Below are 23276 nucleotides of genomic sequence, written 5' to 3'. Positions count from 1 at the left end.
AACCCACTGATTTAGCAGGGGGCTGAAGTAGGGTGTGTCATCTTTGAGCACGCGCGGGGTGCCGCCGCGGGATTCCCTAGTCTCACGCTAAGCCGTCTCCGGGGCGAACCCGTAAACTACTGCGCGCAAAGCGGGAGCTGCAGGCGGGAGCTTTCTGCATCCGGACCCCAGACAATGAAAGCGGATTGGGTGCCCGGGGCTGTCATGTGAAAGGTTGGCTCATTAGCGTTGGCCTGTTCGTAGCTTTCTATCGTGCATCCGCCATCGGACAGCTCAACCTTTTCAACGTCAGGTAAAGCCTTTTCCTTCTCCTCGACGCTGGAGAAGTATGCAACAGAGTAGTTAACCTTGTCGCCTCGGCACTCGATTAATGCAAGCTGGCCTGGCCTAACTTGGCGGGAGGTGCACGCGGTGCCTAGCGCGCCCTCTTGGTTTTCGCGCTCGCTCACGAGACCGCTATATGCATTAGCCAGGCTGGTCTCATTGCTATTCCATGAAGGATATTGGCTGGTGTACCAGAACGTGCCCCCAGCGATGCCGGCCGCAGCGAGCAAAAGTACAACGCAGGTGATGATGAGTCCCTTATTGCCCTTTTTCTTTGGCTTTACAGGCTCGGAGTCCTGAGGTTCATAGCCCTGGGGCTCATAGCTAAGCGGGGCGTAAGCCTGTGGGGCTTGCGGTTCATACTGCTGCTGTAGGTATTGCTGCTGCGGATACTGCTGCGGTGGGTATTGTTCGGATTGCCGGGACTGCGGGATTACCGTTGTGGCCTCCGAGGAGGGATTGTGGTCGGGGAAAGCGCTGGAATTTGGATCAGCATCTTCTGGGGTTGCCCAGGCATTGCGAAGATCTGTGGTGTTATACGGGTTTTTCTCTCCTGATTTCTCCAGGAAGGCATCGGTAGCGTCCTCGCTATTCGGCCCGGTTGCCGGCGACTTAGCTACATCGGACGCTTCCTTGGCCTCCTGCTTTACCCCGGTGGTGTCCTTACCGGACACTGCCGCAGCGCCAGCACCGACTCCCACGCCGGCACTGGCCGCGCCCGCAAGGCCCGCGGCAGCACCCACGCCTGGGACGTGGGATTCATCCTTATTATCGTCCTCCTCGGGAGCGGCGTCTCCGACGAGAGGAATCTCCGTGGTGTTTTCCATTTCATCTTCAGGACCCCACGCCTCGGTTGGATCCTCAGACGTAGCAACCGCAGCGCCGATTGCATCGGTGGTCTCGGGGCTCGGGCTATCTACTTCATCGGAATCCTCTGGGGTCCACAGTTCGGTGGCATCCTCGGAGGTAAAAACGTAATCCTGCTCGCCGGGCGCAGGCTTAGATGCCTGGACCTTTTCTGACAGGGCGGCCTTGGCATCAAAGTCGGGGGCTAGCTTAGACGCAATAAAACCAAAAACGTCTGCTGGGGCCGCGGACTGTGTGGACAACTCGGATGGAGTAATAGAGATTATCTGGGCGCTAGCCATGTCGCTAGAGAGCGCAACCTGGGCAGGATTTAACGCGTTTTCTACGGCGTAGCCGTGACCATGCTTATCCAGGTAATTGACCGCGTCCGCCAGGTTGTTTAGCACGGAATGCGCGGAGTGGGGAGGCAGTGGCTGGTTCCACGGGGCGGGGGAATTGAAAAAAGGCTCGAGTACCTGGCCGGGCGCAGCCTCGCGTAGCACATAGAATTGGCCCTCGGGGCTTACACCTGAAGACTGGTACGCGGCGATGGATGGGTGCTTCAGCCCGGAAAGCTCATCCGCGGTGGCCTCTGCGTCCGTAATGGCACCAGGGGCAAACAACTCGAGAAATAGCTGCTTGCCCGTCCACTGATTCTCAACCACGAAAATGGTAGACAATCCAGTCCGGTTGAGTACAGTCAGTAATTTAAGGGATTTAGCTGACTCGAAATACTGAGGGAATACAGACACGGGCTCGGCTTTCTTTCGCTACCTTCTGGATACATAAACAATTCTAAGACCTGCAGTCTAATTGGTAGTAACAGTCACGACTGGAAGACGGGGAATGATCCTCATTTTGATTATCTAGGGCCGGCTTCTATGAGATCATCTAAATATGCTTTTTAGTCGTGCGTCCTTAGTTCCTATTCTTGCTGGCGCGATGGTTGTCTCCAGCTGCAGCATGTTGGATAAATCAGAGGATTCCAGCAGCCTTGCTGCGCCATTTACCACGATTAACAGTGGAGAAACTTCCACCGCGGAGTCCACGGGCCCAAAAGCGTCCCAATCTACTAAGGCTAAAGACGGCCGTGATCCTGAAGACTTTGCCGTGGAAGATGCCGACATTGAATCCTACGGCGTGAAATCAGCTGGAATTGAATGCCTCATTCAGCCAGAAAAGACTGACGATGGTGCCTATATCAGCTGCGACTTCGAGTTCAATGACCCGCCACTCATGCCTGAAGTAGGGGGCCGTGATTTCCGCTCCAATTCAGTAGGTTACGAAAGCGGAGAAGGGTTTAGTCCACTCGTCCGTTACGGTGGAGAAACCATCCCAATGGTCGAGCTGAAGGGCGGGGAGTCCGTGGAACTCGGCGATGTGCTAGTGGAGGCGGAATCAGATACCAAAGTCACGGTGAACTATGACGGGCACTATTTCACCTACGACGGTGGCGAATACTTCTCCGATACATTCCCTCCAACAAAGGATGCTAATGGCAACGCTGACGTTGGTGTGGTCTGTGGAGAATACATTCACCCAGGCGGCGACCGTGGCTACATCTACTCGGTTGAGGACGGGACTAACTGTGACACCGCTAAAGCGGTGCTAGCTAGCTACAAGGAATCTGACGCGTATTCAGACCGTGGTGCCGCTGACATCGATGGATGGAACTGCCGCTACCACCGCCTTGAGGGGTGGCCAGAATCCGAAACCCAGCGTTTGGGGTGCAGCTCGGACGCTGGCTACTTCATGGTGTTTATCCCCCAGCGTTAGCACACAGGAAGATTGTACATACTGGATTCGGCCTCCGGGCCGGTCAGGATGAATGCGTAGCGGTCTAGGTTGCCGTTCGGATAGACGCCGTACGTTGGCCTATCTCCGGGAAGTTGAGCCACGCTCACGGAGCAGTTTTCCGCGGTAAGCTCTTGCAACCCCTCCGAAGGCCTGATTGCGTCACGCGCACCGGCGTCACCGTAATCGGCGGCGACCACGGTCAGGTTGTCACCTGAACAGGAAATTTTAGCCTTCTGGCCGGCCTCTGGAGCGCGGTCACCGCACTCCAGCCCGTCGAATCCGGTACCACCGTTGGCCTCACTAATTACCTTGGGGAAGGCTTGAGCAAGATCTGCGTTAGCTCCCTCCCAGGCTTTGCCCCCAGAAAGCAGCGCCCAAGCACCGGCGCCGCCAGCGGCAAGGACTATCGCTGCGGCGGCCGCAGCTATCAGGCCCTTGCGGGACTTTGAGGGTTGCTGTGGCCTTGGTGCCGGAGCGGGGGACGGGTCTAAACGCGTCTCGTCCGCCGGTTGGCGCTGCGCCGCCGGGAAGTTCGCTGGCCCCTGAACTGCGGTTGGCTGTGCAGGTGCTAGGGGTGCGGCTGGGGCGGAGGTCTGTGAATGCGCGGCAGCAACCAGTTCATCAATGAATTGGCCGGCTGAGTCGTGACGCCATTCCGGATTGAGGTGCAACCCGCGGGAAATAACCTTGGAAATGGCCCTGGCGTGAGGGCCATTGAGCTGATTCAGGTCAGCATTTTTGACCTTGGGCACTGGGCGGTTTGTGGCCCACTGCTGGTCGGTGACTACATTGCGCAGCTTGACCAGCGTCAGCATCTCAAAGGCTACGAGCGCCAAAGAATACTGGTCACTGGCGGCCGTTGGTTCCGGCAGCTTTGACGAGGAGGCATTGAATTTGGTGACGTAGAGTTCCGGTGCCAGGTAGGCATCTGTGCCCACGCGCATTCCCACGCTGGTCATGCGGGTCGCCTCATCATTGATAGCCACGCCAAAGTCCGTCAGCAGGGTGGGGCTTGCCGTTTGGGTGGCAGCGGACTGCGGATCCATGGCGGGGACCAGGATATTGGCTGGCTTGATATCACGGTGAACCACAGGATTGGGTAGGGCGGCTAGGTAATCCAAGGCGCTCGCAATGGGGCGGAGGTAGTAGGCCACCTCATCCACGCTGAACTTATGGTTTGAGAACCTGCGCGCGGAAATAATGTCCTCAAGGTTGGTTCCCTTGACGAACTTCATGACGAAGTACGGGACGCCGGACTGGGACACGCCGCCGTCATAAATGGGCACAATAGCCGGGTGGTCCAGCCCTGCCATGGTGCGCATTTCCGTGTTAAAGCGGCCCAGGATGTATTCGTTGGACACTCGCTCAGGGGAGACCACTTTGATTGCGGTATCACGCCCTAGTGAATCCTTGCGTGCATAGAACACCGTGCCCATGCCGCCTTGACCGATCATGCGAATATTGGAATATCCGAGGTCAATCAGGTCCTCAGTGAACTGATTGAGCGCTTTTTTGGTCATATCCTGTGGGCTCATGGGGTCCATTCAGTTTTGGGGTCAATTTACTCGCATAAAAGTGTAGCGCTGTTAACGCGAAATCCCGCACGTAAAGCGAAAATTGCTCACCATGCGGGATTCGGAGAGTTTCTAAGCCACCCGGAGTGACGCGAAGAATCAGGCAACTACCTTGATGGGCTGCTCGATGATGAACTTCTCGTAGCCGGGCTGCTCAATTTCAACCCTCATAGTAAAGTCACCGGCCGAAGGGAAGAGAATGGTGTTTCTAATGCCGTAACCCAAGAACTCAGAATCGCTGGGGTGCCTGGAATCGTATTCGAGTTCCACGTCGTTATCGGAGTCCAGCACTACCTGGCCCTCACCGTCTACCGCGGTGATAGTGACGCGCGCGAAGTCATCTTCGAGGTAGTCCTCTGGATCACCAAGGCCGCTGGCGCCAATCCAGAGGTAAATCTCTTTTCCTAAAGGAACCTGCATGATGCCGTTGAAACCCTCGGCGTCCACAGATACATTCAAGGCGGAAAAGCCGGTTTCATCGATGTCACGGTAGCGGGCGTCAATGACCTCTACAGCACCTGGGCCTGGGGCTTGCTTAGTGATGCGGAAAGTACCGTTGTCATTGCGGAGGGTTTTCCCGTCAGGAGAGGTGGACTCCTCAGCGTCCGTGGACTCAGTGGAAGAGCCCGTTTCCTCAGTCTCCTCGGCGGTGGTTTCCTCAGAGGCAGTAGTGGTGGCTTCAGTAGTGGCGGCCGCACTGGTGGAAGGAGCGGAAAATACCGGCTCCTCTGCTGCCTCATCGGAAGAACAAGCAGCCAGGGTAATTGCGGTGCTTGCAACCGCTGCAAGTGCGGTGAGGCGTACTGAGCTGCGCATGAGGAAAGTCTCCTTGGAAAGCAATCGTAGGTCTCGCGAGCAGAGGAAATAGAACTGCTAGCGCTTTTCAATCTTCAATAATATATAGCATAGGGCTGGTGAATCTTTCCCCTGTAATGGGGAAAGGCCCCATCCATCCGTGCTGGCGCAACTCTGACGGTTTTATGGACGGTTAACGCCATGGTGCTATTGCATTATGGCGTTACAGTCTAGTGGTGCCGCAGGATGCTTCCGTCGGGGAGAGCGCAAGCTTGAGTTGGGCGGAGCTAAGTTCAAGGGGAATTTGGATGGGGAACCGCCTTCTATTACAGGCTGTTCGCTACCGGCGTACAGTGCTCTGAACTGCGAAAAGGGCGCGTTTAGTTGGTGGGGTTGGGGAAACGGTGAATGAGGGGAGGGGGCCGCGCGTTAGAGTGGGTGACAACTTAGCCACAAATTCGCTTATAAGGGGTACAGCTATGTTCGAGAGGTTTACGGACCGTGCTCGCCGCGTCATTGTGCTGGCGCAGGAAGAAGCACGCATGCTCAACCACAATTACATTGGCACTGAGCACATTCTGCTTGGTCTTATCCACGAGGGTGAGGGCGTGGCTGCCAAGGCCCTAGAGTCCATGGGCATTTCCCTGGATGACGTGCGCACCGAGGTCGAGGAGATCATCGGTAAGGGCACTCAGCCGCCAACCGGTCATATTCCTTTTACCCCGCGCGCTAAGAAGGTTCTAGAGCTTTCCCTGCGTGAGGGCCTGCAGATGGGGCACAAGTACATCGGAACCGAGTTCCTCCTGCTGGGCCTTATCCGCGAGGGTGAGGGCGTAGCCGCACAGGTACTGACCAAGCTTGGTGCGGACCTGCCGCGCGTTCGCCAGCAGGTTATCCAACTGCTGTCCGGTTATGAGGGCAATCAGCAAGAGGGCGGCGATTCCGGCCGCAAGGGTGCCGGTCCGGTGGGCGCCGGTGCCGCACAGGGCGGCCGCGGGGGCCAGGGTGGCCCCGGCGAGCGCTCCAACTCCCTGGTTCTTGACCAGTTTGGCCGGAACCTGACCCAGGCCGCCAAGGAGGGCAAGCTGGACCCGGTTGTGGGCCGCGAGTCTGAGATTGAGCGCATCATGCAGGTCCTATCCCGCCGCACCAAGAACAACCCGGTGCTCATCGGCGAGCCGGGCGTTGGTAAGACAGCCGTTGTTGAGGGCCTGGCCCTCGACATTGTTAACGGCAAGGTGCCGGAGACCCTGAAGGATAAGCAGGTCTACTCCTTGGACCTGGGCTCCCTGGTAGCGGGTTCCCGTTACCGCGGTGATTTCGAGGAGCGCCTGAAGAAGGTGCTCAAGGAGATTAACCAGCGCGGTGACATCATCCTGTTCATCGATGAGATTCACACCCTCGTTGGTGCGGGTGCCGCCGAGGGCGCAATCGACGCGGCCTCCCTGCTAAAGCCAAAGCTGGCCCGTGGTGAGCTGCAGACCATTGGTGCAACCACCCTGGATGAGTACCGCAAGCACATTGAGAAGGACGCCGCGCTGGAGCGTCGTTTCCAGCCGGTCAAGGTGGAAGAGCCTTCCATGGAGGACACCATCCTGATCCTCAAGGGCCTGCGTGACAAGTATGAGGCGCACCACCGCGTGTCCTACACGGATGAGGCGCTAAAGGCTGCGGCCTCCCTGTCTGACCGCTACATCAATGACCGCTTCCTGCCGGATAAGGCCGTTGACCTGCTCGATGAGGCCGGCGCCCGCATGCGTATCAAGCGCATGACCGCGCCAGAGGGCCTGCGTGAGGTTGATGACCGCATAGCCGAGGTTCGCCGTGAGAAGGAAGCCGCGATTGACGCGCAAGACTTCGAGAAGGCAGCCGGCTTGCGCGATAAGGAGCGCAAGCTGGGTGAGGAGCGTGCCGAGAAGGAAAAGCAGTGGCGAAACGGTGAGCTAGAGGACATCGCCGAGGTGGGCGAGGATCAGATTGCTGAGGTCCTTGCGCACTGGACCGGCATCCCGGTTCTCAAGCTCACTGAGAAGGAATCCAACCGTCTGCTGCACATGGAAGATGAGCTGCACAAGCGCATCATCGGCCAGGAAGAAGCCGTCAAGGCGGTATCCCGTGCTATTCGCCGCACCCGTGCGGGCCTGAAGGATCCACGCCGCCCGTCCGGCTCCTTCATCTTCGCCGGCCCATCAGGTGTTGGTAAGACGGAGCTGTCCAAGGCGCTGGCTAACTTCCTGTTCGGCTCCGATGATGACCTCATCCAGATCGATATGGGTGAGTTCCATGACCGCTTCACCGCGTCCCGCCTCTTCGGCGCCCCTCCGGGATACGTTGGCTACGAAGAGGGCGGCCAGCTCACCGAGAAGGTCCGCCGCAAGCCATTTTCCGTAGTGCTCTTCGATGAGATTGAGAAGGCACACAAGGAGATCTACAACACCTTGCTGCAGGTGCTGGAGGACGGCCGCCTGACCGATGGCCAGGGCCGCATCGTGGACTTTAAGAACACCGTTCTTATCTTCACCTCCAACCTTGGTACCCAAGACATTTCCAAGGCCGTGGGCTTGGGCTTCTCCGGTTCCTCTGAGACTGACACCGATGCTCAGTATGACCGCATGAAGAACAAGGTCCATGATGAGCTCAAGAAGCACTTCCGCCCCGAGTTCCTCAACCGTATCGATGAGATCGTGGTCTTCCATCAGCTCACCCAGGAACAGATCGTTCAGATGGTCGAGCTGCTCGTTGGCCGGGTCGAGAAGGCCCTGGCGGCTCAGGATATGGGCATCGAGCTGACCCAGAAGGCCAAGGACCTGCTGGCTAAGCGTGGCTTCGATCCGGTGCTGGGTGCACGCCCGCTGCGCCGGACCATTCAGCGCGAGATCGAGGACGTCATGTCTGAGAAGATTCTCTTCGGCGAGCTTGGCGCCGGCGAGATTGTCACCGTTGACGTGGAGAACTGGGATGGCGAGTCCAAGGACCACGAAAACGCAACGTTCACCTTCACCCCGCGCCCACGTCCTTTGCCGGAGGGCATCTTCGATGAGGAGCTGGACGATGCCGAGGTGCGCGAAGTTGAGGAGACTGAGGGCCCAGCCGAGCCGGGTGAGGATTCTGACGGTCCCGCCGGTGGCGAGCCAGTGGGCGACCCTGTCGACGATGAGCCGGGCGATACCCTGACCCCGGATACCCCACGTACTCAGGCGCCGGATGATGATAACCCGAACGGCCCCGCCGCCGGCCCTGCCGGCGCCGGCCAGCCGCTCTAAGCATTACGAGCACTAACAAGGGCTGTGCCCGGTAAGTCCCTTCAACGGACCCACCGGGCACAGCCCTTTTTCTCATGCCTATTACCACCATCCCAACAACCCATCCCGCTAGCATCCCAACAACCCGTCCCGCACTCATGCAGTCTATCCCCGTCCCACTGCCAACCTTCCAGGCCCTCGTCCCGCAGTCGTGCCGTCTATCCCCGTCCCATCTCGTCTCGGCATCTCGCTTCTAGCGCGCAGTTCTTGCGCCAACAACCCACCAGCGATGACCCGACGCTGACAGCGCTCGCCGACCGGTGAAAACTGTCCCTAAATCCGGAAAGTGTCGGGTGAAGTACCCTGCGGCCCACCCCGGGCGTGACACTGTACTCGCTGACGTGTGGGTAAGAAGCACTACATCTCGGGGCAGCGCGGTTCAGAATTAGGCCTCGCATGGCAACGTGCTAAAAGGCAGTTACCACGTGGCTGTGTACGTGGATGGAAGTTCCTTGATTATTGCTGGGTGTTTCGCGCTGGGACTAGAGTCTAGCTATGACTACAACTCAGCCGCGGGACCGGCTGAAGCGCCAGGCCCGCCTCAGCCGGGTACTGATGGTGCTGGCAGGAATTTTCTATGCCTCATTTATTACCGAGGCCCTACTAGGGTTTCCGCTTGACCCCACAGTGTCTTACCTGTCCGAGTACACCTCGCAAGCCAGCCCGGTGCGGCCGCTGTTTGTGGCAACGGATTTGGCTTCCTCCGCGCTGGTTTTCGTGGGCGCAGTTGTGCTCTATCGCGCCGCCCGTGGGGCCCGGGGCGTGCATGCCGGGGCACGGCGTTGGAGCTGGGTGCAGTGGATTGCGGCCGTGGGCGTGGTGGGTTCAGCCGCCGCAACGGTGTTTGATTCTTTCAGCCCCATGCGTTGTGCGGAGTCTTTGCCCCATTGCCCGGTGGCTGAGGAATTGACCCGGCATGACATTAGTTCCTCGCTGGCGGGCACATTCCAGGCAGTGTTGGCGGTGGGGGCAATCTTGTGGTTTATCCGGCGTATGCGCTGGGTCCGTGGGGTAGAAGGCGCCCGGACGGGGGTTGTGCGTGCAGTGGCCGCGGCAGCAGGGGTTCTATTCATCGTGACCACGGCGGTGTTGATGTACCAGATTGAGATCCAACGCTTGTTTGGGCTGGGCCAGCGCGTGCAGACTTTCCTGGCGGCCGTGCTCATTGGACTGAGCGGTTTCATATTGAGTTCGCCTAGTCGCACAGCAGGTGGGCGTGCGTCATGACGTGGGTGATCATTCCGGGCCTGGCGTGCCCGCCCCAGGCGTACGATAGCCTGCGGGATGTGCTAGCCGGCGATGGGGGCGCGGTGGCGTATTCACCGCGGAAGGTGCCGCTGGCTGCGTCGGCCGCGCAGGTGCGTGCGTATCTCGAGGAGCTGGTACCGGACGGGCCGGTCGATATCTTTGCCCACTCGTTGGGCGGGTTGGTAGCCCTCGATGCGGTGCTCAACGGGCTGCGGGTACACCGGCTCATTCTTGCCGACGCCACCTCGCCCTTTCATCCCGACGTTGTCTTCGGGGTATCCCGCCCGCCCTCGCACGTGCCGGGCTGGTTGGCTGGGGCTTTATCGCCTGCGGCCACGGTGGCGGCCCGGGTGAGTTTCGGCGTGCCGGTCACCGTCACCGGGGAGGACGTCAACCGGATTCTGGCGGAGAATGCCTCAATCGCGGCCCGGCAGCGCCGCGTGCGTGATGCCTGGCAGCGTGCCGGTGTCCCAGTCGATGTATACACCCGCGTGCTGGTCGGGGCGGGCAATGATGATTCCTCGGATTTCGTGGCCGAGCAACGCCACTTAGGTGCCGAGCTGGGCGCGAGTGTGGAGCTTATCATGGGGCACGGTCACCACTTTCCGATGACCGCGCCCGAGTGGACGGCCTGGCACTGCCTCCACGCGGCCGGCTAAATCCCTCCGCCACAAGGTCGGGGCCTGCCGGCTCTGCGCCGCTGGGGCTACGCCGCCCGGCCGGCCACGCGTTATCCGGCTAGGCGTTATCCGGCTTGACGAACGGGAAGGCCAGCACGTCGCGAATCTGGGTGCCTGTCAAAAACATGATGAGGCGATCCACGCCGATGCCTAGCCCGCCCGTCGGCGGCATGCCGAAGGCCAGGGCGTCTAGAAAGGCATCGTCGATTTCCATCGCCTCAGGATCCCCGCCGGCGGCCAAAAGGGATTGCTCGGTAAGGCGCTTGCGCTGCTCAATCGGGTCAGCCAGCTCCGTATAAGCGGTGCCTAGCTCCATGCCCAGGCCCACCAAATCCCAGCGCTGGGCCACCAGCGGCTGCTGCGGATCCGCCATGGTCAGCGGTGAGGTTTCCACCGGGAAGTGGGTATAGAAGGTAGGGAAGACAGTGGTGGATTCCACCAGCTCATCGTAGAGCTCAGTGACTAAATCGCCGGTGTTGGCTGCGTCGATGCCAAAACGTGCAGCAATGTGGGCATAGTCTGCCAGCGGCCGGTCCGGGGAAATGGTCTCACCCACGGCCTTGGACACGGCCTCATAGACGGGCACGACCGGCCACGGCTGTTCCAAATCCAAGGTCACCGGCTTTCCATCCAACCCCGGCACGGTAAAGGTGGCGGTGCCGTGGATCGCGCGTGCGGCGACGGTGATGAGCTTTTGGGTCAGCTCGCGCATAGTGTCCCAGTCGCCGTAGGCCTCGTAGGCCTCTAGCGCGGTGAACTCAGGATTGTGGGTAGCGTCCACGCCTTCATTGCGGAAGTTCCGGCCAATCTCAAACACGCGTGGGAATCCGCCCACCACCAAGCGCTTGAGGTAGAGCTCTGGGGCAATGCGCAGGTATAAATCCTGGTCATAGGCGCGGATGTGGGTGTTAAACGGACGGGCATTCGCGCCACCGTGAATGGTCTGCAGAATCGGCGTCTCGGCCTCCAAATAATCCTGGGAGTATAGCTCCTGGCGCACGGCCGCCACGGCCTTCGCGCGCGCCTCAAAAAGGTGATAGGAGGTGGAGTTAAGCGCAAAATCGATGTGGCGGAACTTCGCCCGTTGGTGTGGGTGTGTTAGCGGTGCCTTAGGCAGCGGTACCAAGGATTTCGCGGCCATCGCCCAGCTGCTCGCTACCACGGATGGGGTACCGGTGCGGGAAGCCCCCATGTGTCCGGTAATCGAGATGATATCGCCGCGGGTGGCGTGACGTCGGAAAGCTTCGAAGCTCCCCGGGCCTGCATCTGCCATCGCTGAGCGCTCGCAGAGCACCTGCACCTGGTGGTGCTGCTCGGCAACGTCGGCGAAAATTACCCCACCCTGCCGGCGCAGCCGCAGAATACGGCCGGTGATGGAGAACTCACCAGTCGGCTCGTCCCTGTGTCCCAAGTCGCGGATGCTCAGCGTGCGCGGCACGCTCGGCGGGTACGTGACCACCCCGGCATGCGTGGCCGCATCGTGGGATCGCAGCCGTGCCCGGCGGGGTTCCGGCAGGCGCGGTGGCTCAGGGGCGCGAGCGAGCAGTTCGGCTTCGAGCGCGTTGATTTCTGCTGGGTCGCCTACGGGCTGTGGTTCGGGGGAGAAATCCGGCAGGAAGCCCTCGGCGGCGGCGAAGGACATGATGACGCGGGTGGCAAAGAAGCCCGAGTCAAAGCACAGGTAGCGTGGCTGCCATCTGGGTTGGTACTTCAGGTTAGAGACGTACAGGGAGCGGATTTGCCACCAGCGGGAGGTAAAGGTCAGTAGCTTGATCATTAGCCGCTGCCATGGGGTGGCGTCCACGCGGTCTCCGCGGGAGAAGGCGTCACGGGCGGGGACAAAGTTGAGGGAGAACTGGGCCACGCCGAGGTTGCCGGCTTGGGTGGCGAGTTCCGCCACCATCAGCTCGGTGACGCCGCCGTGGGCGTGCGGGGAGCGGCGCATTACGTCGAGGGACAGGCCGGCCCGCCCCCACGGGACGAAGGACAGCAGGCCTTGGGGTGTGCCGTCCGCATCCCGGGCTACTACCAGGACGGTGCGCTGGTCGCGCGGATCGCCCACGCGGCCTGAGGCCATGGTGAAGCCGCGTTCGCTGCCGCGGCGCCACCGGTTGGCCAGAGCGGCCAACTCCTGCAGTTCTGCCGGCGGGATGGCGGCTTGGCGGCGGACCTCAACGGTATAGCCGGCGCGTTTGGGCCCGGCGATGGCGTGGCGTACATCGGCGAGTTCTTTGAGCCGGAACGTGTCCGTGGCGATAACGGCTTCATCGCCTAGGCTGATCACGCGCATGCCGCTCTCGGCGTAGGCGCGCGCACCTTCCTCGGACACAGAGGCAGCGCCCATAATCCATCCGTGGGTGCGGGCGTGTTCGCGCCAGGCGGCGATGGCTTGTGGCCAGGATTGTTTCTCACCTATGGGGTCCCCGGCCGCGAGTGCCACGCCGTCCACGACCCGGTAGGTCACCGCGGCCTTGCCATCCGGGCTGGCTACGGCGTTGCGGTCATAGTTAGTGGCAAAGTAGCCCAACGAATCTTCCGACGCCGGCTGCAACAACAACCGCCTAATCAACATGTGTTCTGCCGGGGTGGTGGCCTGCACGCGGCGCGACCGCAGCAGAGCGGCGAGCGCCACGATGAAACCAACAGCGGAGATTACTTCACCAACAATCTGGATCCAGCCCGGAATGAGCGACTGGCCCACCTGCGCTTGCCTCTCGGAGACACCAAAGGCGATTGCGAGCGCAGAATCAATGACGTCTTTGCCGTTGACATGCACAAACGTAGTAATGAGTAGCCATGTCGCCACCGCTGAGACCAGTAATGAACCCAGTAGGATGGCAAGCGCGATGAGCCATTGACCGTGGATGCGCGCCGGGAATTCCGGCAGGGCGATGAGCCCTATGACGAAGAAGAATACCGCGAAGACGAATGGCACGATTGTCCACGCGATGAGCCACGGATCGGAGGTATACCCCGGTTCCCACCACAGCACGGGGGTAAGCACGCCGGAGATTATTGACGGTACTTGCAGCGTGAGCAGGTAAAGCAGCAGTGCCCCGCGATGCCCGCGCAGGATTCCTGAGGCCACCACCACGGTATAAGCGGTGGTCAACAGTGTGGGGAAGCTGGGGAGGCTGAAGAAGGCAAAGAGCGCTGAAACATCTGCCACGAAGGTGGGTGCCACCGGCCGCAGGAGCAGGCCGATAATGAGGCACAGAGCCGCTAATTGTACCGTCCATGTGATAACACCGGCTGCCCACCGCGACTTTGGTGTGGATACACGCCCCCGCGCCCGGGCCGTGCCGGTTGCCGAATGAGCTGTGCCGGAGGGGGAATCAACCGTGCTGGTTACGGAATTAGTAGCCGTTGACGTTGTCTTATTCAACATAGTTTTCAATTATAGTTCCCGGCCTTGTGCACCGCCTAGGGTGACCGGGAGACAGTCGCGGCCCACGGAGCAGCATGGCCTAGACCAGACCGAGGAGTACAAACCCACAGGTACCTGTCAGCGACGGTCGAAAAGTAGCCCACTTCTGACGGTGGAAAAGTAGCCCAATTGTGCTTGTGGTTTACTTTAGTGCTTTGCCGCGTTCTGCGTTTACCGAAGGCAGGATATCTTCGTGCCCGTTGATGCGGTAACTGGTTCCCTTGTGTGTGAGAATCTCTGCGTGGTGGACTACGCGGTCGATCATGGCTGCGGCGATTGTTTGGTCACCGAAGCATTCACCCCATCGCGAAAACGGCAGATTCGAAGTCATAATCAGCGACGCTTTTTCATACCTGGTTGATACCAATTGAAAAAACAGGTTGGCCGCTTCAGCCTCGATGGGAATGTATCCGACTTCATCGACGACAAGAAGATCGTAGCGCCCCAGCTTGGTCAGCAGTTTTGGCAGTTCCCCCTGGTCATGCGCCTGGGTAAGTTTCTGCACCCAGCCAGCAGCGGTGTCAAACAAAACCCTGTAGCCTTGCCTGGCAGCGATTACTCCTAGTCCAATTGCTAAGTGGGTCTTGCCGGTACCAGGTGGGCCGAGGAAAATGACATTGCTTGCTTGGCTTATCCATGCTGAGGTTTCTAGGCGCGCAATTTTTGCCCGGTCGATGCTGGGCTGGATGGTGAAATCGAATTCTTCAATCGTCTTCACCTGGGGAAACCCTGCTCGCTTGATTCGTGCATTGGCTCCGGATTCTTGTCGGGCAGAAGCTTCAACTGATAACACCGCAGCTAAGTACTCTTCAAAGCTCCACCCATCTTCACGAGCTTGTTCGGCGGTTTCGAAATAGGTAGCGCGAATACGAGGAGCTTTTAACACCTTGGAAATGTGGGCTAACTCAGAATCAATCTGGCGATGATCTTTAGTCGTCATGCTGACTGCTCCCATCCTGCAATCTTGTCGTAGATACTCAAGTCAGCAGCTTCAACAGCAATATCGCACGCTCGTGGTTTCGGCGCTGCCAAGCTTTGACGCATCTGTTTAGCCAAGCGTTGATGGTCAGGATCGGTTACTGTGACGTTTTTACGAGAGTGTCAGATGGTTTGTGTGTGGGAATCTATCCCGCATAAGGAGATGAGCCAGAATGACAACTATGGCACGACGAGATCCGGCTGATAAGGCCAAGATTGACGCGATTGAGAAAAAGCTTTTAGCCAACCCCGAGATCGCCAAGCTTATTGATCAGCTTGGAACCTCCACTACGGATGCCAATGACCTAGTCAGAGGCATGTTGCAAGCTTCTATCACGCGGGGGTTGGAAGCCGAGATGGACGCTCACCTGGGATACCAGGCTGGTGACCGGGATGGTAAAGCCGCTGCTGGTACGGACAATTACCGCAACGGCTCGTATCCAAAGACTGTTGATTCTAACTACGGGCCGGTCACCGTAGATATCCCCAGGGACAGGGCCGGGACCTATATCCCAACCATGGTCCCTAAAGGATCCAGGCGTTTAACAGACGTCGATGACATGATCGTTAGCCTGTATGCTGGCGGAATGACCATCCGCGATATCCAGCATCACCTGGCCACTGCGATGCGAGTCGATATTTCTCATGAAACCATCTCCGCAATCACCGACGCTGTGCTTGACGAGGTCATGATCTGGCAAAACCGCCAGCTTGACGAGTTCTACCCCGTCATCTTCCTCGATGCGCTACGCATTAAAGTCCGTGACGGCGGCCGAGTGGTCAACAAATCCGCCTACATGGCCATCGGGGTGGACATCGACGGTGTTAAGCATATTCTGGGCTTGTGGATTGCCAAAGAAGAAGGCGCATCGTTGTGGGCGCAGGTATGCTCCAACCTTGCTAACCGCGGCGTACGTGATGTGTTTATCGTCTGCTGTGACGGGCTTAAAGGCCTGCCTGAGGCTATTGAGGCAACCTGGCCAGGCTCAATGGTTCAAACCTGTGTAGTGCATCTGATTCGGGCTGCTAACCGCTGGGTGTCCTACGGTGACCGCAAAGCAGTATCAGCCGCGCTCAAAAAGGTCTACACTGCCCCAGATGAATCCAGTGCTGCTGCAGCCTTGGCAGATTTTGAGGCCTCTGAGCTTGGCGAGAAATACCCAAGGTCAGTCAAGGTCTGGCAGGACGCGTGGGAGCGGTTTGTGCCGTTTTTGCAGTTCCCGCCGGCAGCCAGGAAAGTCATCTATACGACTAATTCCATCGAATCGTTGAACAACGAGTTGCGTAAAGCCACCCGTAACAGGGTGCAGTTTACTAACGATGAATCAGCGCTGAAGACGCTGTGGTTGATGATCTGCAACATTGAAGACAAACGCGCTGCTCGTCGCGATAAAGAAGGAAAACGCGCCTCAGCAACCGCCGGCAGGCTCGTTGAAGGCGCACGAGTTGCTGGCTGGAAACAAGCCATCAACCAAATGGCTGTAGCCTACCCCGAGCGCTTCGACCTATATCTATAAGAAATCAACCCCACACACAAACAACTTGACACGCTCGTTTTTACCCCACACCCGCCGGTGATCGGCAACAATAACTCCAGCGCTATCGGTGATGACGACCCTATGAAGCTCAACGAAAATAGTCACAATTTTTCCGATTGCTGCAGGTGATACCGAATAACGGTTGGAGTCAACAGACACATAGTAGTTCCTTGGCAAGCGCACTTGGCGCCGAAGCCCAGTCTGCGGCGCATAGGGCGGCAGGGCAGACATCGCTTCCTTATCGGCTGCCCACCGATCTACTGGGCGTTGTTTCAACGTGGCGTGGATACGCTTATTAGCAATGCTATCAATCCAGGAATCCAACTGAGCTTGGGCATCGATGGGATCGGTAAACCGCCGTCCCGGAAAGAATGAAGTCTGCAGGTACTCGTTATGGCGTTCAACAATGCCCTTGGTTTCGGGATCTCGTGGCGGTGCTTGGCGGACTCTAAGTCCTAACGTGCCAGAAAAACCAACGACTTGATCCACCAGCCTTTTGTTCCCAATACCCGACTCGTGATCCCATAAAAGGTGCTGGGGCACGACTTGGAAACGATCGTGGAGCAGCATCCACATCCCAGATACCAAATCGCCCGTGGTCTTAGTCGGCAGCACGCATGCTGCCATAAACCGTGAATAAGACGAGACCATCACCAACACCGGAAACTTTGCTGGCACGCCCATATCATTGGTGATTCCGTCATCCGGGAACATGAGATCGCATTGAATCTGCTGACCAGCCTTATGATCCAACACATCAACCGGGTCTTTTGGCATGTATTCAGGCCGGATACGGCGAACATTTTCCCTAAACCAAGACATAGACCCTGTCCAACCGACTCGTTGAGCTAGCACCGTAGCCGGTAGATCCGGTACATCATCAAGCACAGCGCGTACATCAAGTTCAAACTCATCAAACGCTGTCTTTCGAGGAACACGCTGCTTATAGGAAGGCGGAGTATTCGAAGCTAAAGCCCGCTCGACGGTTTTCTTCGCGCAGCCAACGGTGCTGGCAATCTTACGAATCGACATACCTTCATTGCGCAAGATTCTGATCTGCGCCCAATCATCCATGGAAATCACCCATCCAATTGTTCTCGGATGGGCTACTTTTCAACCGTCGTTTTTGGGCTACTTTTTAACCGTCGCTGACAGGTACCAGCACCTACTTTCGCCAGAAGGTGGTTACCTCCTTCTTATCGGCAATGTTGAATTCGATGATCTCCTGGAGCAGGTCATAGGGCACTGGTTTATCCCAGGGCAGGAGGAACATTATTGTCCCGTGGGAGATACCGTGCTTGGCGAACTCGTTCGTGAATTGTTCGATGCCGCGGCCATGTGCTTTTTCGCGTGGCTAAACCCAATGATGAACGTGTCATGATGGGTAAACATCGGCTGATTCCAGGCGATGTGGCAGCCTAGCTCAAAGTTCTCACCAATGGGCTCTTTCTCCCGAATGACAACAGCCATGGCTTCTTCATCTTCCGTAAAAGTCATGACCATCCGAACAGGTCATGCGGTTGTAGAAAGCCTGGTTTATCTACTTAAAAATGGCTTTTTCGAGAAGGCTTATTCCAACTTCCCACTCAACTTCCCACTTAACATAACACTGTGGGAAGTTAAGTGTTATGTTAAGTGGGAAGTTAGATATGAAGCTCGCGGCCGAAAGGGAAGCAATGTCTCCAAAATCGATCGATGAGATTGTCAGCGGGCTGCGCATAATTGGCACCGATAAGCAATCCGTTGAGGTCAAAAGTGGCGTTGGTAAAGATATTCTCGAGACGTTAAGTGCATTTTCGAATGGTAGCGGTGGACTCATCATCGTTGGGTTGAGCGAAAAGGATGGTTTCCAACCCGTTCCGCACTTCGAGGTGAAGCGGGCGCAAGATCAATTGGAGACACGGTGTGACCAATTATCCCCGCCCGTTCGACCAATAATTGATCTACTTCCATTCGAAGGTTCCACTGTGCTTGTAGCGAAGGTGCCGGAACTAGCGAGCATCGATAAGCCCTGCTATGTGACTGTAAAGGGGCAGTACAATGGCAGTTATATTCGGACGGGTGATGGAGATGTTCATCTCTCCAAGTATGAAATTGATCGCCTCCTCGAAGAGAAAACCCAACCCCGGTGGGACGAACAACCCGTGGTCGAATCCACCATTGATGACCTCGATTCAGAACAGTTGGAACGCTACCTAGACCTGCAGCGTGAACGCCGACCCAAGACCTTCTCCGGGGGAAATGATGCCGCACTTAAACGCCTCCGTATCCTTAGGGAAAACCATCCAACTCTGGCCTCACTTCTCGTATTAGGCGAGTATCCGCAAGAGTTTTATCCACGACTTACGGCTTCATTTGCTCTCTTTCCCGGAACGAGAAAGGGGGAAATTACAGAAGGGCAGCGACTTCTCGATAGTCGCACCTTGACCGGTAGTATCCCTGAAATCGTGAATGCCGCTATCAAGGCAGTATCAGCAAACATGCGTACCGGTGCACTCATAGAAGGAGCTTTTCGGCGAGATTTACCGGACTATCCGCCCGTGGCAGTACGGGAGGCTGTAGTCAACGCGCTCATGCACCGCGACTACTCGCCAACATCGTTGGGCAGTCCAGTTCATATCAACATGTTTGTTGATCGACTCGAAATATCTAATCCGGGCGGATTATATGGTGGTGTTACCCTGCGCAGTCTCGGCGAACCAGGGGTTAGTTCCACTCGTAATCAACGTATAGCTACCCTCCTGGAGGATGTTTCGTTCCCCGGTGGAGGAGTTGTTGCAGAAAATCGTGGAACCGGAATAGACACGATGAATAAGGCTTTGACAGATGCTCTGATGCCTCCACCTCATTATTCCAACCGGTTAGATAGCTTTACCGTGACCTTTTATCGCCGCAGAGTAGCTCCCCAAGAGGAATACGGTACTGCGCGTGACCTAGTGCTTGCTCGACTTGAGACTGCAATATCGGCATCGACCACCGAGATTGTCGCGCAGACAAAGCTCAGCCGTTCAGCAGTACAGCAAGCCATCAACTCCCTAATAAAAGAAGGCCTCGCTGAGAGGACTGAACCGGCCAGAAGCCCGAAACAGCGTTATCGAATCCGGTCCGATAGAACTTCCCACTCAACTTAACACTTAACTTCCCACATTGTTATGTTAAGTGGGAAGTTAAGTGGGAAGCTTGAGTCAAGGAGCCAGTTGATGAGGTTGCGGTGGTCAACCCCCAGCTGGCTAAAGTCATTGTTTTTCCCGGGAAAGTACGGTCTTAGGGAAATTGCCGGGGATGTTCGCAAGTGCGGTGAACTCCCGCTCCCGTGTTTCGGCGGCCGCCATGAGGTAGCTGAATTCGAATTTGAGGGCAACTATGTGGGCGCGGCTGGCTCTTCGAGTGATGGCGTCCTTCAACCGCCTCTACAGAAACGAAAGGCCCCGGTCATTTATGCTTTATCCTCGAGGGGAAGAGGCCTGACCGGGGATCTATCACCGCCTACCGTACAACACTGCGCGCACGGCGCTCACTGTCGATGCTGCCGCGCTGTCCAGATTGGGCGTCATTGTGGGCAGAAGTGTGAGAACTCGACGGGTAGGTCCCTTTCAGCTGGGACAGCGCAAGGGCCTGAACTACCTCGATTTCTGCTTTATCCTTCTGGGGCAGTGCCACGGATTTAGCGAGTTCACATTATTTACACAAGCCCGTAGCGCGCCCGGTTTCGCTCAACGAGTTCGGCTGAAGAAATCTCGCCGGCGATATAGCGCTCGGCGTCAGCGTCATAGGCCTTGCCGGTGACGAGTCCCTCCAACAAATTGGAGTACTTTGCCTCCTCAACATTTAATCTGAGCTGTTCTTCTGTGATCATCTGGGGCCTTCCTTCCTTGCGGAAACTGTGCCAGCCTGTTCTTGTGCCAAGAAGTCAGCCTAAGTCGTGGCCTGCGCGTACAGCTCGAACAGGTGCGCTACGATTTTCTGCTCGTCGCCGCCGAAGTCCACGCCGTAGGCGGCTTCCACTGCGGCATCGAGTGCCTGGTGTGCCGTGGTCAGCCGCGGGTAGAGCCAGTAATTGTCCGGGTCGTACAGGTCCGCGAGTGTGGCACCGTCATATTCGGCCCGGGCCGCGAGCACTTCTTCCGACGCCGCCTCCACCGCCGCCCGCTGCCCCTCACTCGGGGAGGGCCAGACGAAATTGTTGTAAACGACGCCACCAGAGTAGCGGTAGTCGCTCTTCAACCGGCCAGCAACAGTGCGCATCCATGCATTGTGCATCTGGGAATGGAGAACGCCGAAGTGGAAGAACTCGGCGTTCGGGAGTAGAAAGACCAGATCAGAGCAGAATGTTTCGGGACCGATAAATCCCATGGGTACATAACGGCGCCGTTCAGAAGAAACTTTTGGTATCAGTACTGAGGTTCCTTCGGCAATGATTTCGGTCCCAAAGCGGGTTGGCGAATCAGCGGCCTTTAGCGTTTGTTTGCGCTTTGATGCCAGTCGGAATTCCCGAACAGCCTTGACCCGCTCAAGCGACAGCGGCATTTTCTTTAGTTCCGCCGGAGAAACTTCCCCGAGCCACAGCACCCAGCGGTGTTCGCCGTTGATGAACTCCCGTGAGCCGACCCACGGGTGGAAGTACTTTTCGGCTTGAGGTTCAGCGGCGAGGAAGTCGTCTTTCTCGGCGGTGGTGAAGAGGAAGTTACCGCCGTCGATTGGCTGTGAACCAATGCCGATCTTGGGCACGTCGCTTAACGGCTTGCTGCGGCTCCACACTAAGACGTCGGGCGCGTCTGCGAGGTAGGCGTTGAGGCGCTCGGGGCGCTGGACCTCGGGGAGGGCGTCGGGAGATGCATAGTGATAGAGGGTGGCCGGGAGGTCCTGACGTGAGAAGCCAACGATCACGCAGAACACGTGAGCTTGGTCGTTGGACTCGTTAGCCCAGCGGAAAGTGTCATGGGCAAAGTTGATCTTGATGCCAAGCTGGTTGATGGGGTACCAAATGTTGGCGACCTGCTCGCCCTGGCAAATGGAGTTGGTGGACACAAACGCGCAGCGGGTGTCAGAGTTCTGGATGTACTCAGCCGCCTTGATGTACCAGCCGGCTACGTAATCGATGTTGCCCACATTCTTGGTCTTGGGTGGGAACACTGCAACAAGCTCCGCCTTTTGCTCTTTGGACTGGTTGCGGGCGCCCAAGAAGGGTGGGTTGCCGATGACGTAGGAGGCGGCGTCGGGCGGCAGAACTGCATTCCAATCCATGGTGAGTGCATTGCCGTGGTGGATGTGCGGGGAATCCTTCAGCGGGAGATCCTCGATATTGGAGGTGATGATCATCTCCGTCTCGATGTTGGCCTGGAGTTGGGCAATCCACAGGGCGGTAGAGGCTACGCGCACGGCGAACTCGTTGATCTCGATGCCATAGAACTGGTTGACAGAGACCTTCAGCGGGGAGACCTCGATGTCTTGGAAGCCCAGCTCCGTCTGGCCGTGGCGCTGGAGCTCCGAGACAATCTTGTTCTCCAAGCGGCGCAGCGAAATGTAGGTCTCGGTCAGGAAGTTGCCGGAACCGCAGGCCGGATCGAAGAACGTGAGGGAGGCCAGCTTGTCATGGAACTTGGTCAGCCGGTTACGCCGCTTGGTCTCAGACAGCTGCGGATCCTCCAGGATGGCCTTGAGTTTCGCCGTGAGATCATCCAGGAAAAGCGGGTCGATGACCTTATGGATGTTTTCCGGGGAGGTGTAATGCATGCCGCCGGCGTGGCGGGTCTCTGGGTTCAAGGTGGACTCGAAAACGCCGCCGAAGATGGTGGGCGAGATCGTGGACCAGTTCGTGTCCTGGCTGGCCTGGTCCGTGAGCAGGTCACAGATGTCTTGAGTAAACGGCGGGATTTCTTCTTCTTCCGCAAACAAGCCGCCATTGACGTATGGGAAGCGGGTGAGATCTTCTGCCAGGTAAGGATCGCGCTGGTCAAGCGGAGTGTTGAGAACCGTGAAGAGTTCTTTGAGACCATTGCGCACGTGCTGGGCAGGGATGGTCTTGAGATAATGGTAGAAAGCATCCTTGGGGAACAGGCCAGCGTCCTCAGCGAAGAGACAGAAGACAAGGCGAACGCAGAGCACGTTGAGGGAGTGCTGGCTTTCCTCGCTATCCGGGTCCTGGTACTGGCCGCGCAGGAGCGTGTAGAGCTTGCCGATGAGCGTACCGGCGGCAATGGAGACTTCCGTTTCGCGCTTGATGCGGGCGCGCTGCGGATCGATGAGGAAATCAAGCAGGTGCAGCTGCTCAGGCAGCTCCTCGAGGGTGAACTGGATGTAATCATTTTCCGCGTCCTGTTTGTTGAGATCGTGGATGCGGAAGATGTTGAAATCACAAACAATGATGAAATCTGGGCGCTGGGAATTAGGCAGCGTATTGGCGTAATTGCGGGCCTGCTGGAACGGGGTGACCTGCTCGCCCTGGCGGGTGTCCGGTTTATCGAGATCAACGCCTAGGGACTTTTGCTCGATGAAAGTCTTGGCGTCCGGGATGACCACGTCAATAAAGCCGCGGGTGACGGTGCGTTTTTCAAAGCGCACGTTGGTGGTGACATCTTCCATGCCCACCACGTGCTCCAGCAGCTCGAGCCAGAAGGAAGAGGTATCACCCTTTTCATAGCCGCGGCCGGCCCATTTATCGGCGAACTCTTGCGCGGCTAGTTTGCGCTTAGCAGGGGATAGGGAATGAGAAAGCTTCTTAGTACGCACAGTTAATGAGATTACGTTAAAGGCGCCAGCTTAGAAGA

The 23276-nt window shown here is 57.7% G+C and carries 15 protein-coding genes; 6 read left to right on the top strand and 9 right to left on the bottom strand.

Annotated elements, in window-relative coordinates:
* Window positions 1-116: 116 nt before the first annotated feature.
* Window positions 117-1922 carry a hypothetical protein gene (locus CENDO_RS09745; RefSeq protein ID WP_136141844.1) on the bottom strand — a complete coding sequence of 602 codons (1806 nt, stop codon included), beginning with the start codon at window positions 1920-1922 and terminating at the stop codon, window positions 117-119.
* 211 nt (window positions 1923-2133) lie between these two features.
* On the opposite strand from CENDO_RS09745, the gene CENDO_RS09740 reads away from it, so the two are divergent.
* Complete coding sequence (locus CENDO_RS09740; RefSeq protein ID WP_136141843.1) at window positions 2134-2946, top strand: hypothetical protein; 813 nt, start codon at window positions 2134-2136, stop codon at window positions 2944-2946.
* Here the strand turns inward: CENDO_RS09740 and CENDO_RS09735 are convergent.
* On the bottom strand, window positions 2943-4502 hold the full coding sequence (locus tag CENDO_RS09735) for a serine/threonine-protein kinase (RefSeq protein WP_168707200.1): 1560 nt from the start codon (window positions 4500-4502) through the stop codon (window positions 2943-2945). The genes CENDO_RS09740 and CENDO_RS09735 overlap by 4 nt on opposite strands.
* 138 nt (window positions 4503-4640) lie before the next feature.
* Window positions 4641-5357: a hypothetical protein gene (locus CENDO_RS09730; RefSeq protein ID WP_136141841.1), complete on the bottom strand. Its 717-nt coding sequence runs from the start codon at window positions 5355-5357 to the stop codon at window positions 4641-4643.
* A 458-nt stretch (window positions 5358-5815) separates the two neighbouring features.
* Here CENDO_RS09730 and CENDO_RS09725 point away from each other — a divergent pair, with 458 nt between their 5' ends.
* The 3 genes from CENDO_RS09725 (at window position 5816) to CENDO_RS09715 (ending at window position 10545) form a co-directional block, all read left to right on the top strand.
* Window positions 5816-8599, top strand: a complete 2784-nt coding sequence (locus CENDO_RS09725) for an ATP-dependent Clp protease ATP-binding subunit (RefSeq protein ID WP_136141840.1) — start codon at window positions 5816-5818, stop codon at window positions 8597-8599.
* A 534-nt stretch (window positions 8600-9133) separates the two neighbouring features.
* Window positions 9134-9865: a DUF998 domain-containing protein gene (locus tag CENDO_RS09720; RefSeq protein WP_136141839.1), complete on the top strand. Its 732-nt coding sequence runs from the start codon at window positions 9134-9136 to the stop codon at window positions 9863-9865.
* Complete coding sequence (locus CENDO_RS09715) at window positions 9862-10545, top strand: alpha/beta hydrolase (protein WP_136141838.1); 684 nt, start codon at window positions 9862-9864, stop codon at window positions 10543-10545. The genes CENDO_RS09720 and CENDO_RS09715 overlap by 4 nt, the downstream gene beginning before the upstream one ends.
* Before the next feature lie 79 nt (window positions 10546-10624).
* Here CENDO_RS09715 and lysX read toward each other — a convergent pair whose 3' ends face one another.
* Both lysX and istB read right to left on the bottom strand, forming a co-directional pair.
* Entirely contained in the window at window positions 10625-13954 is a 3330-nt protein-coding gene (gene lysX, locus CENDO_RS09710) for a bifunctional lysylphosphatidylglycerol synthetase/lysine--tRNA ligase LysX (protein ID WP_136141837.1), read from the bottom strand.
* Window positions 13955-14135: 181 nt separating this feature from the next.
* The gene (gene istB, locus CENDO_RS09705) at window positions 14136-14933 is read right to left on the bottom strand and encodes an IS21-like element helper ATPase IstB (protein ID WP_136141836.1); all 798 of its coding nucleotides are present in this window, start codon (window positions 14931-14933) and stop codon (window positions 14136-14138) included.
* Window positions 14934-15153: 220 nt separating this feature from the next.
* On the opposite strand from istB, the gene CENDO_RS09700 reads away from it, so the two are divergent.
* Window positions 15154-16488 (top strand): IS256 family transposase, encoded by a 1335-nt coding sequence (locus tag CENDO_RS09700; protein ID WP_210726520.1) that lies wholly within the window; start codon window positions 15154-15156, stop codon window positions 16486-16488.
* Here CENDO_RS09700 and istA read toward each other — a convergent pair.
* Together istA and CENDO_RS11240 are read right to left on the bottom strand one after the other, a co-directional pair.
* On the bottom strand, window positions 16483-17583 hold the full coding sequence (gene istA, locus CENDO_RS09695) for an IS21 family transposase (protein ID WP_246014476.1): 1101 nt from the start codon (window positions 17581-17583) through the stop codon (window positions 16483-16485). The genes CENDO_RS09700 and istA overlap by 6 nt on opposite strands.
* A gap of 198 nt (window positions 17584-17781) precedes the next feature.
* Entirely contained in the window at window positions 17782-18006 is a 225-nt protein-coding gene (locus CENDO_RS11240) for a hypothetical protein (RefSeq protein ID WP_210726535.1), read from the bottom strand.
* 152 nt (window positions 18007-18158) lie between these two features.
* Here CENDO_RS11240 and CENDO_RS09685 point away from each other — a divergent pair, with 152 nt between their 5' ends.
* Window positions 18159-19640 carry an ATP-binding protein gene (locus CENDO_RS09685; RefSeq protein WP_425456177.1) on the top strand — a complete coding sequence of 494 codons (1482 nt, stop codon included), beginning with the start codon at window positions 18159-18161 and terminating at the stop codon, window positions 19638-19640.
* A 551-nt stretch (window positions 19641-20191) separates the two neighbouring features.
* Here the strand turns inward: CENDO_RS09685 and CENDO_RS11200 are convergent.
* Both CENDO_RS11200 and CENDO_RS09680 read right to left on the bottom strand, forming a co-directional pair.
* Complete coding sequence (locus tag CENDO_RS11200) at window positions 20192-20365, bottom strand: antitoxin VbhA family protein (RefSeq protein ID WP_168707199.1); 174 nt, start codon at window positions 20363-20365, stop codon at window positions 20192-20194.
* Window positions 20366-20424: 59 nt separating this feature from the next.
* Window positions 20425-23238 (bottom strand): class I SAM-dependent DNA methyltransferase, encoded by a 2814-nt coding sequence (locus CENDO_RS09680; RefSeq protein WP_136141834.1) that lies wholly within the window; start codon window positions 23236-23238, stop codon window positions 20425-20427.
* Between the last annotated feature and the right edge of the window lie 38 nt (window positions 23239-23276).

The organism is Corynebacterium endometrii (assembly GCF_004795735.1).
Taxonomy (GTDB): domain Bacteria; phylum Actinomycetota; class Actinomycetes; order Mycobacteriales; family Mycobacteriaceae; genus Corynebacterium; species Corynebacterium endometrii.
The sequence above is the reverse complement of the archived record's forward strand: the minus strand, read 5'-3'. Positions and strand labels throughout refer to the sequence as shown.

Coding starts and splice junctions, on each gene's coding strand:
- CENDO_RS09740 (WP_136141843.1), top strand. CDS start 2,134: ATGTTGGATAAATCAGAGGATTCCAGCAGCCTTGCTGCGCCATTTACC.
- CENDO_RS09700 (WP_210726520.1), top strand. CDS start 15,154: ATGGCACGACGAGATCCGGCTGATAAGGCCAAGATTGACGCGATTGAG.
- lysX (WP_136141837.1), bottom strand. CDS start 13,954: ATGTTGAATAAGACAACGTCAACGGCTACTAATTCCGTAACCAGCACG.
- CENDO_RS09735 (WP_168707200.1), bottom strand. CDS start 4,502: ATGAGCCCACAGGATATGACCAAAAAAGCGCTCAATCAGTTCACTGAG.
- CENDO_RS11200 (WP_168707199.1), bottom strand. CDS start 20,365: ATGATCACAGAAGAACAGCTCAGATTAAATGTTGAGGAGGCAAAGTAC.
- CENDO_RS09720 (WP_136141839.1), top strand. CDS start 9,134: ATGACTACAACTCAGCCGCGGGACCGGCTGAAGCGCCAGGCCCGCCTC.
- CENDO_RS09730 (WP_136141841.1), bottom strand. CDS start 5,357: ATGCGCAGCTCAGTACGCCTCACCGCACTTGCAGCGGTTGCAAGCACC.
- CENDO_RS09715 (WP_136141838.1), top strand. CDS start 9,862: ATGACGTGGGTGATCATTCCGGGCCTGGCGTGCCCGCCCCAGGCGTAC.
- CENDO_RS09685 (WP_425456177.1), top strand. CDS start 18,159: ATGAAGCTCGCGGCCGAAAGGGAAGCAATGTCTCCAAAATCGATCGAT.
- istA (WP_246014476.1), bottom strand. CDS start 17,583: ATGGATGATTGGGCGCAGATCAGAATCTTGCGCAATGAAGGTATGTCG.
- CENDO_RS11240 (WP_210726535.1), bottom strand. CDS start 18,006: ATGACTTTTACGGAAGATGAAGAAGCCATGGCTGTTGTCATTCGGGAG.
- CENDO_RS09725 (WP_136141840.1), top strand. CDS start 5,816: ATGTTCGAGAGGTTTACGGACCGTGCTCGCCGCGTCATTGTGCTGGCG.
- istB (WP_136141836.1), bottom strand. CDS start 14,933: ATGACGACTAAAGATCATCGCCAGATTGATTCTGAGTTAGCCCACATT.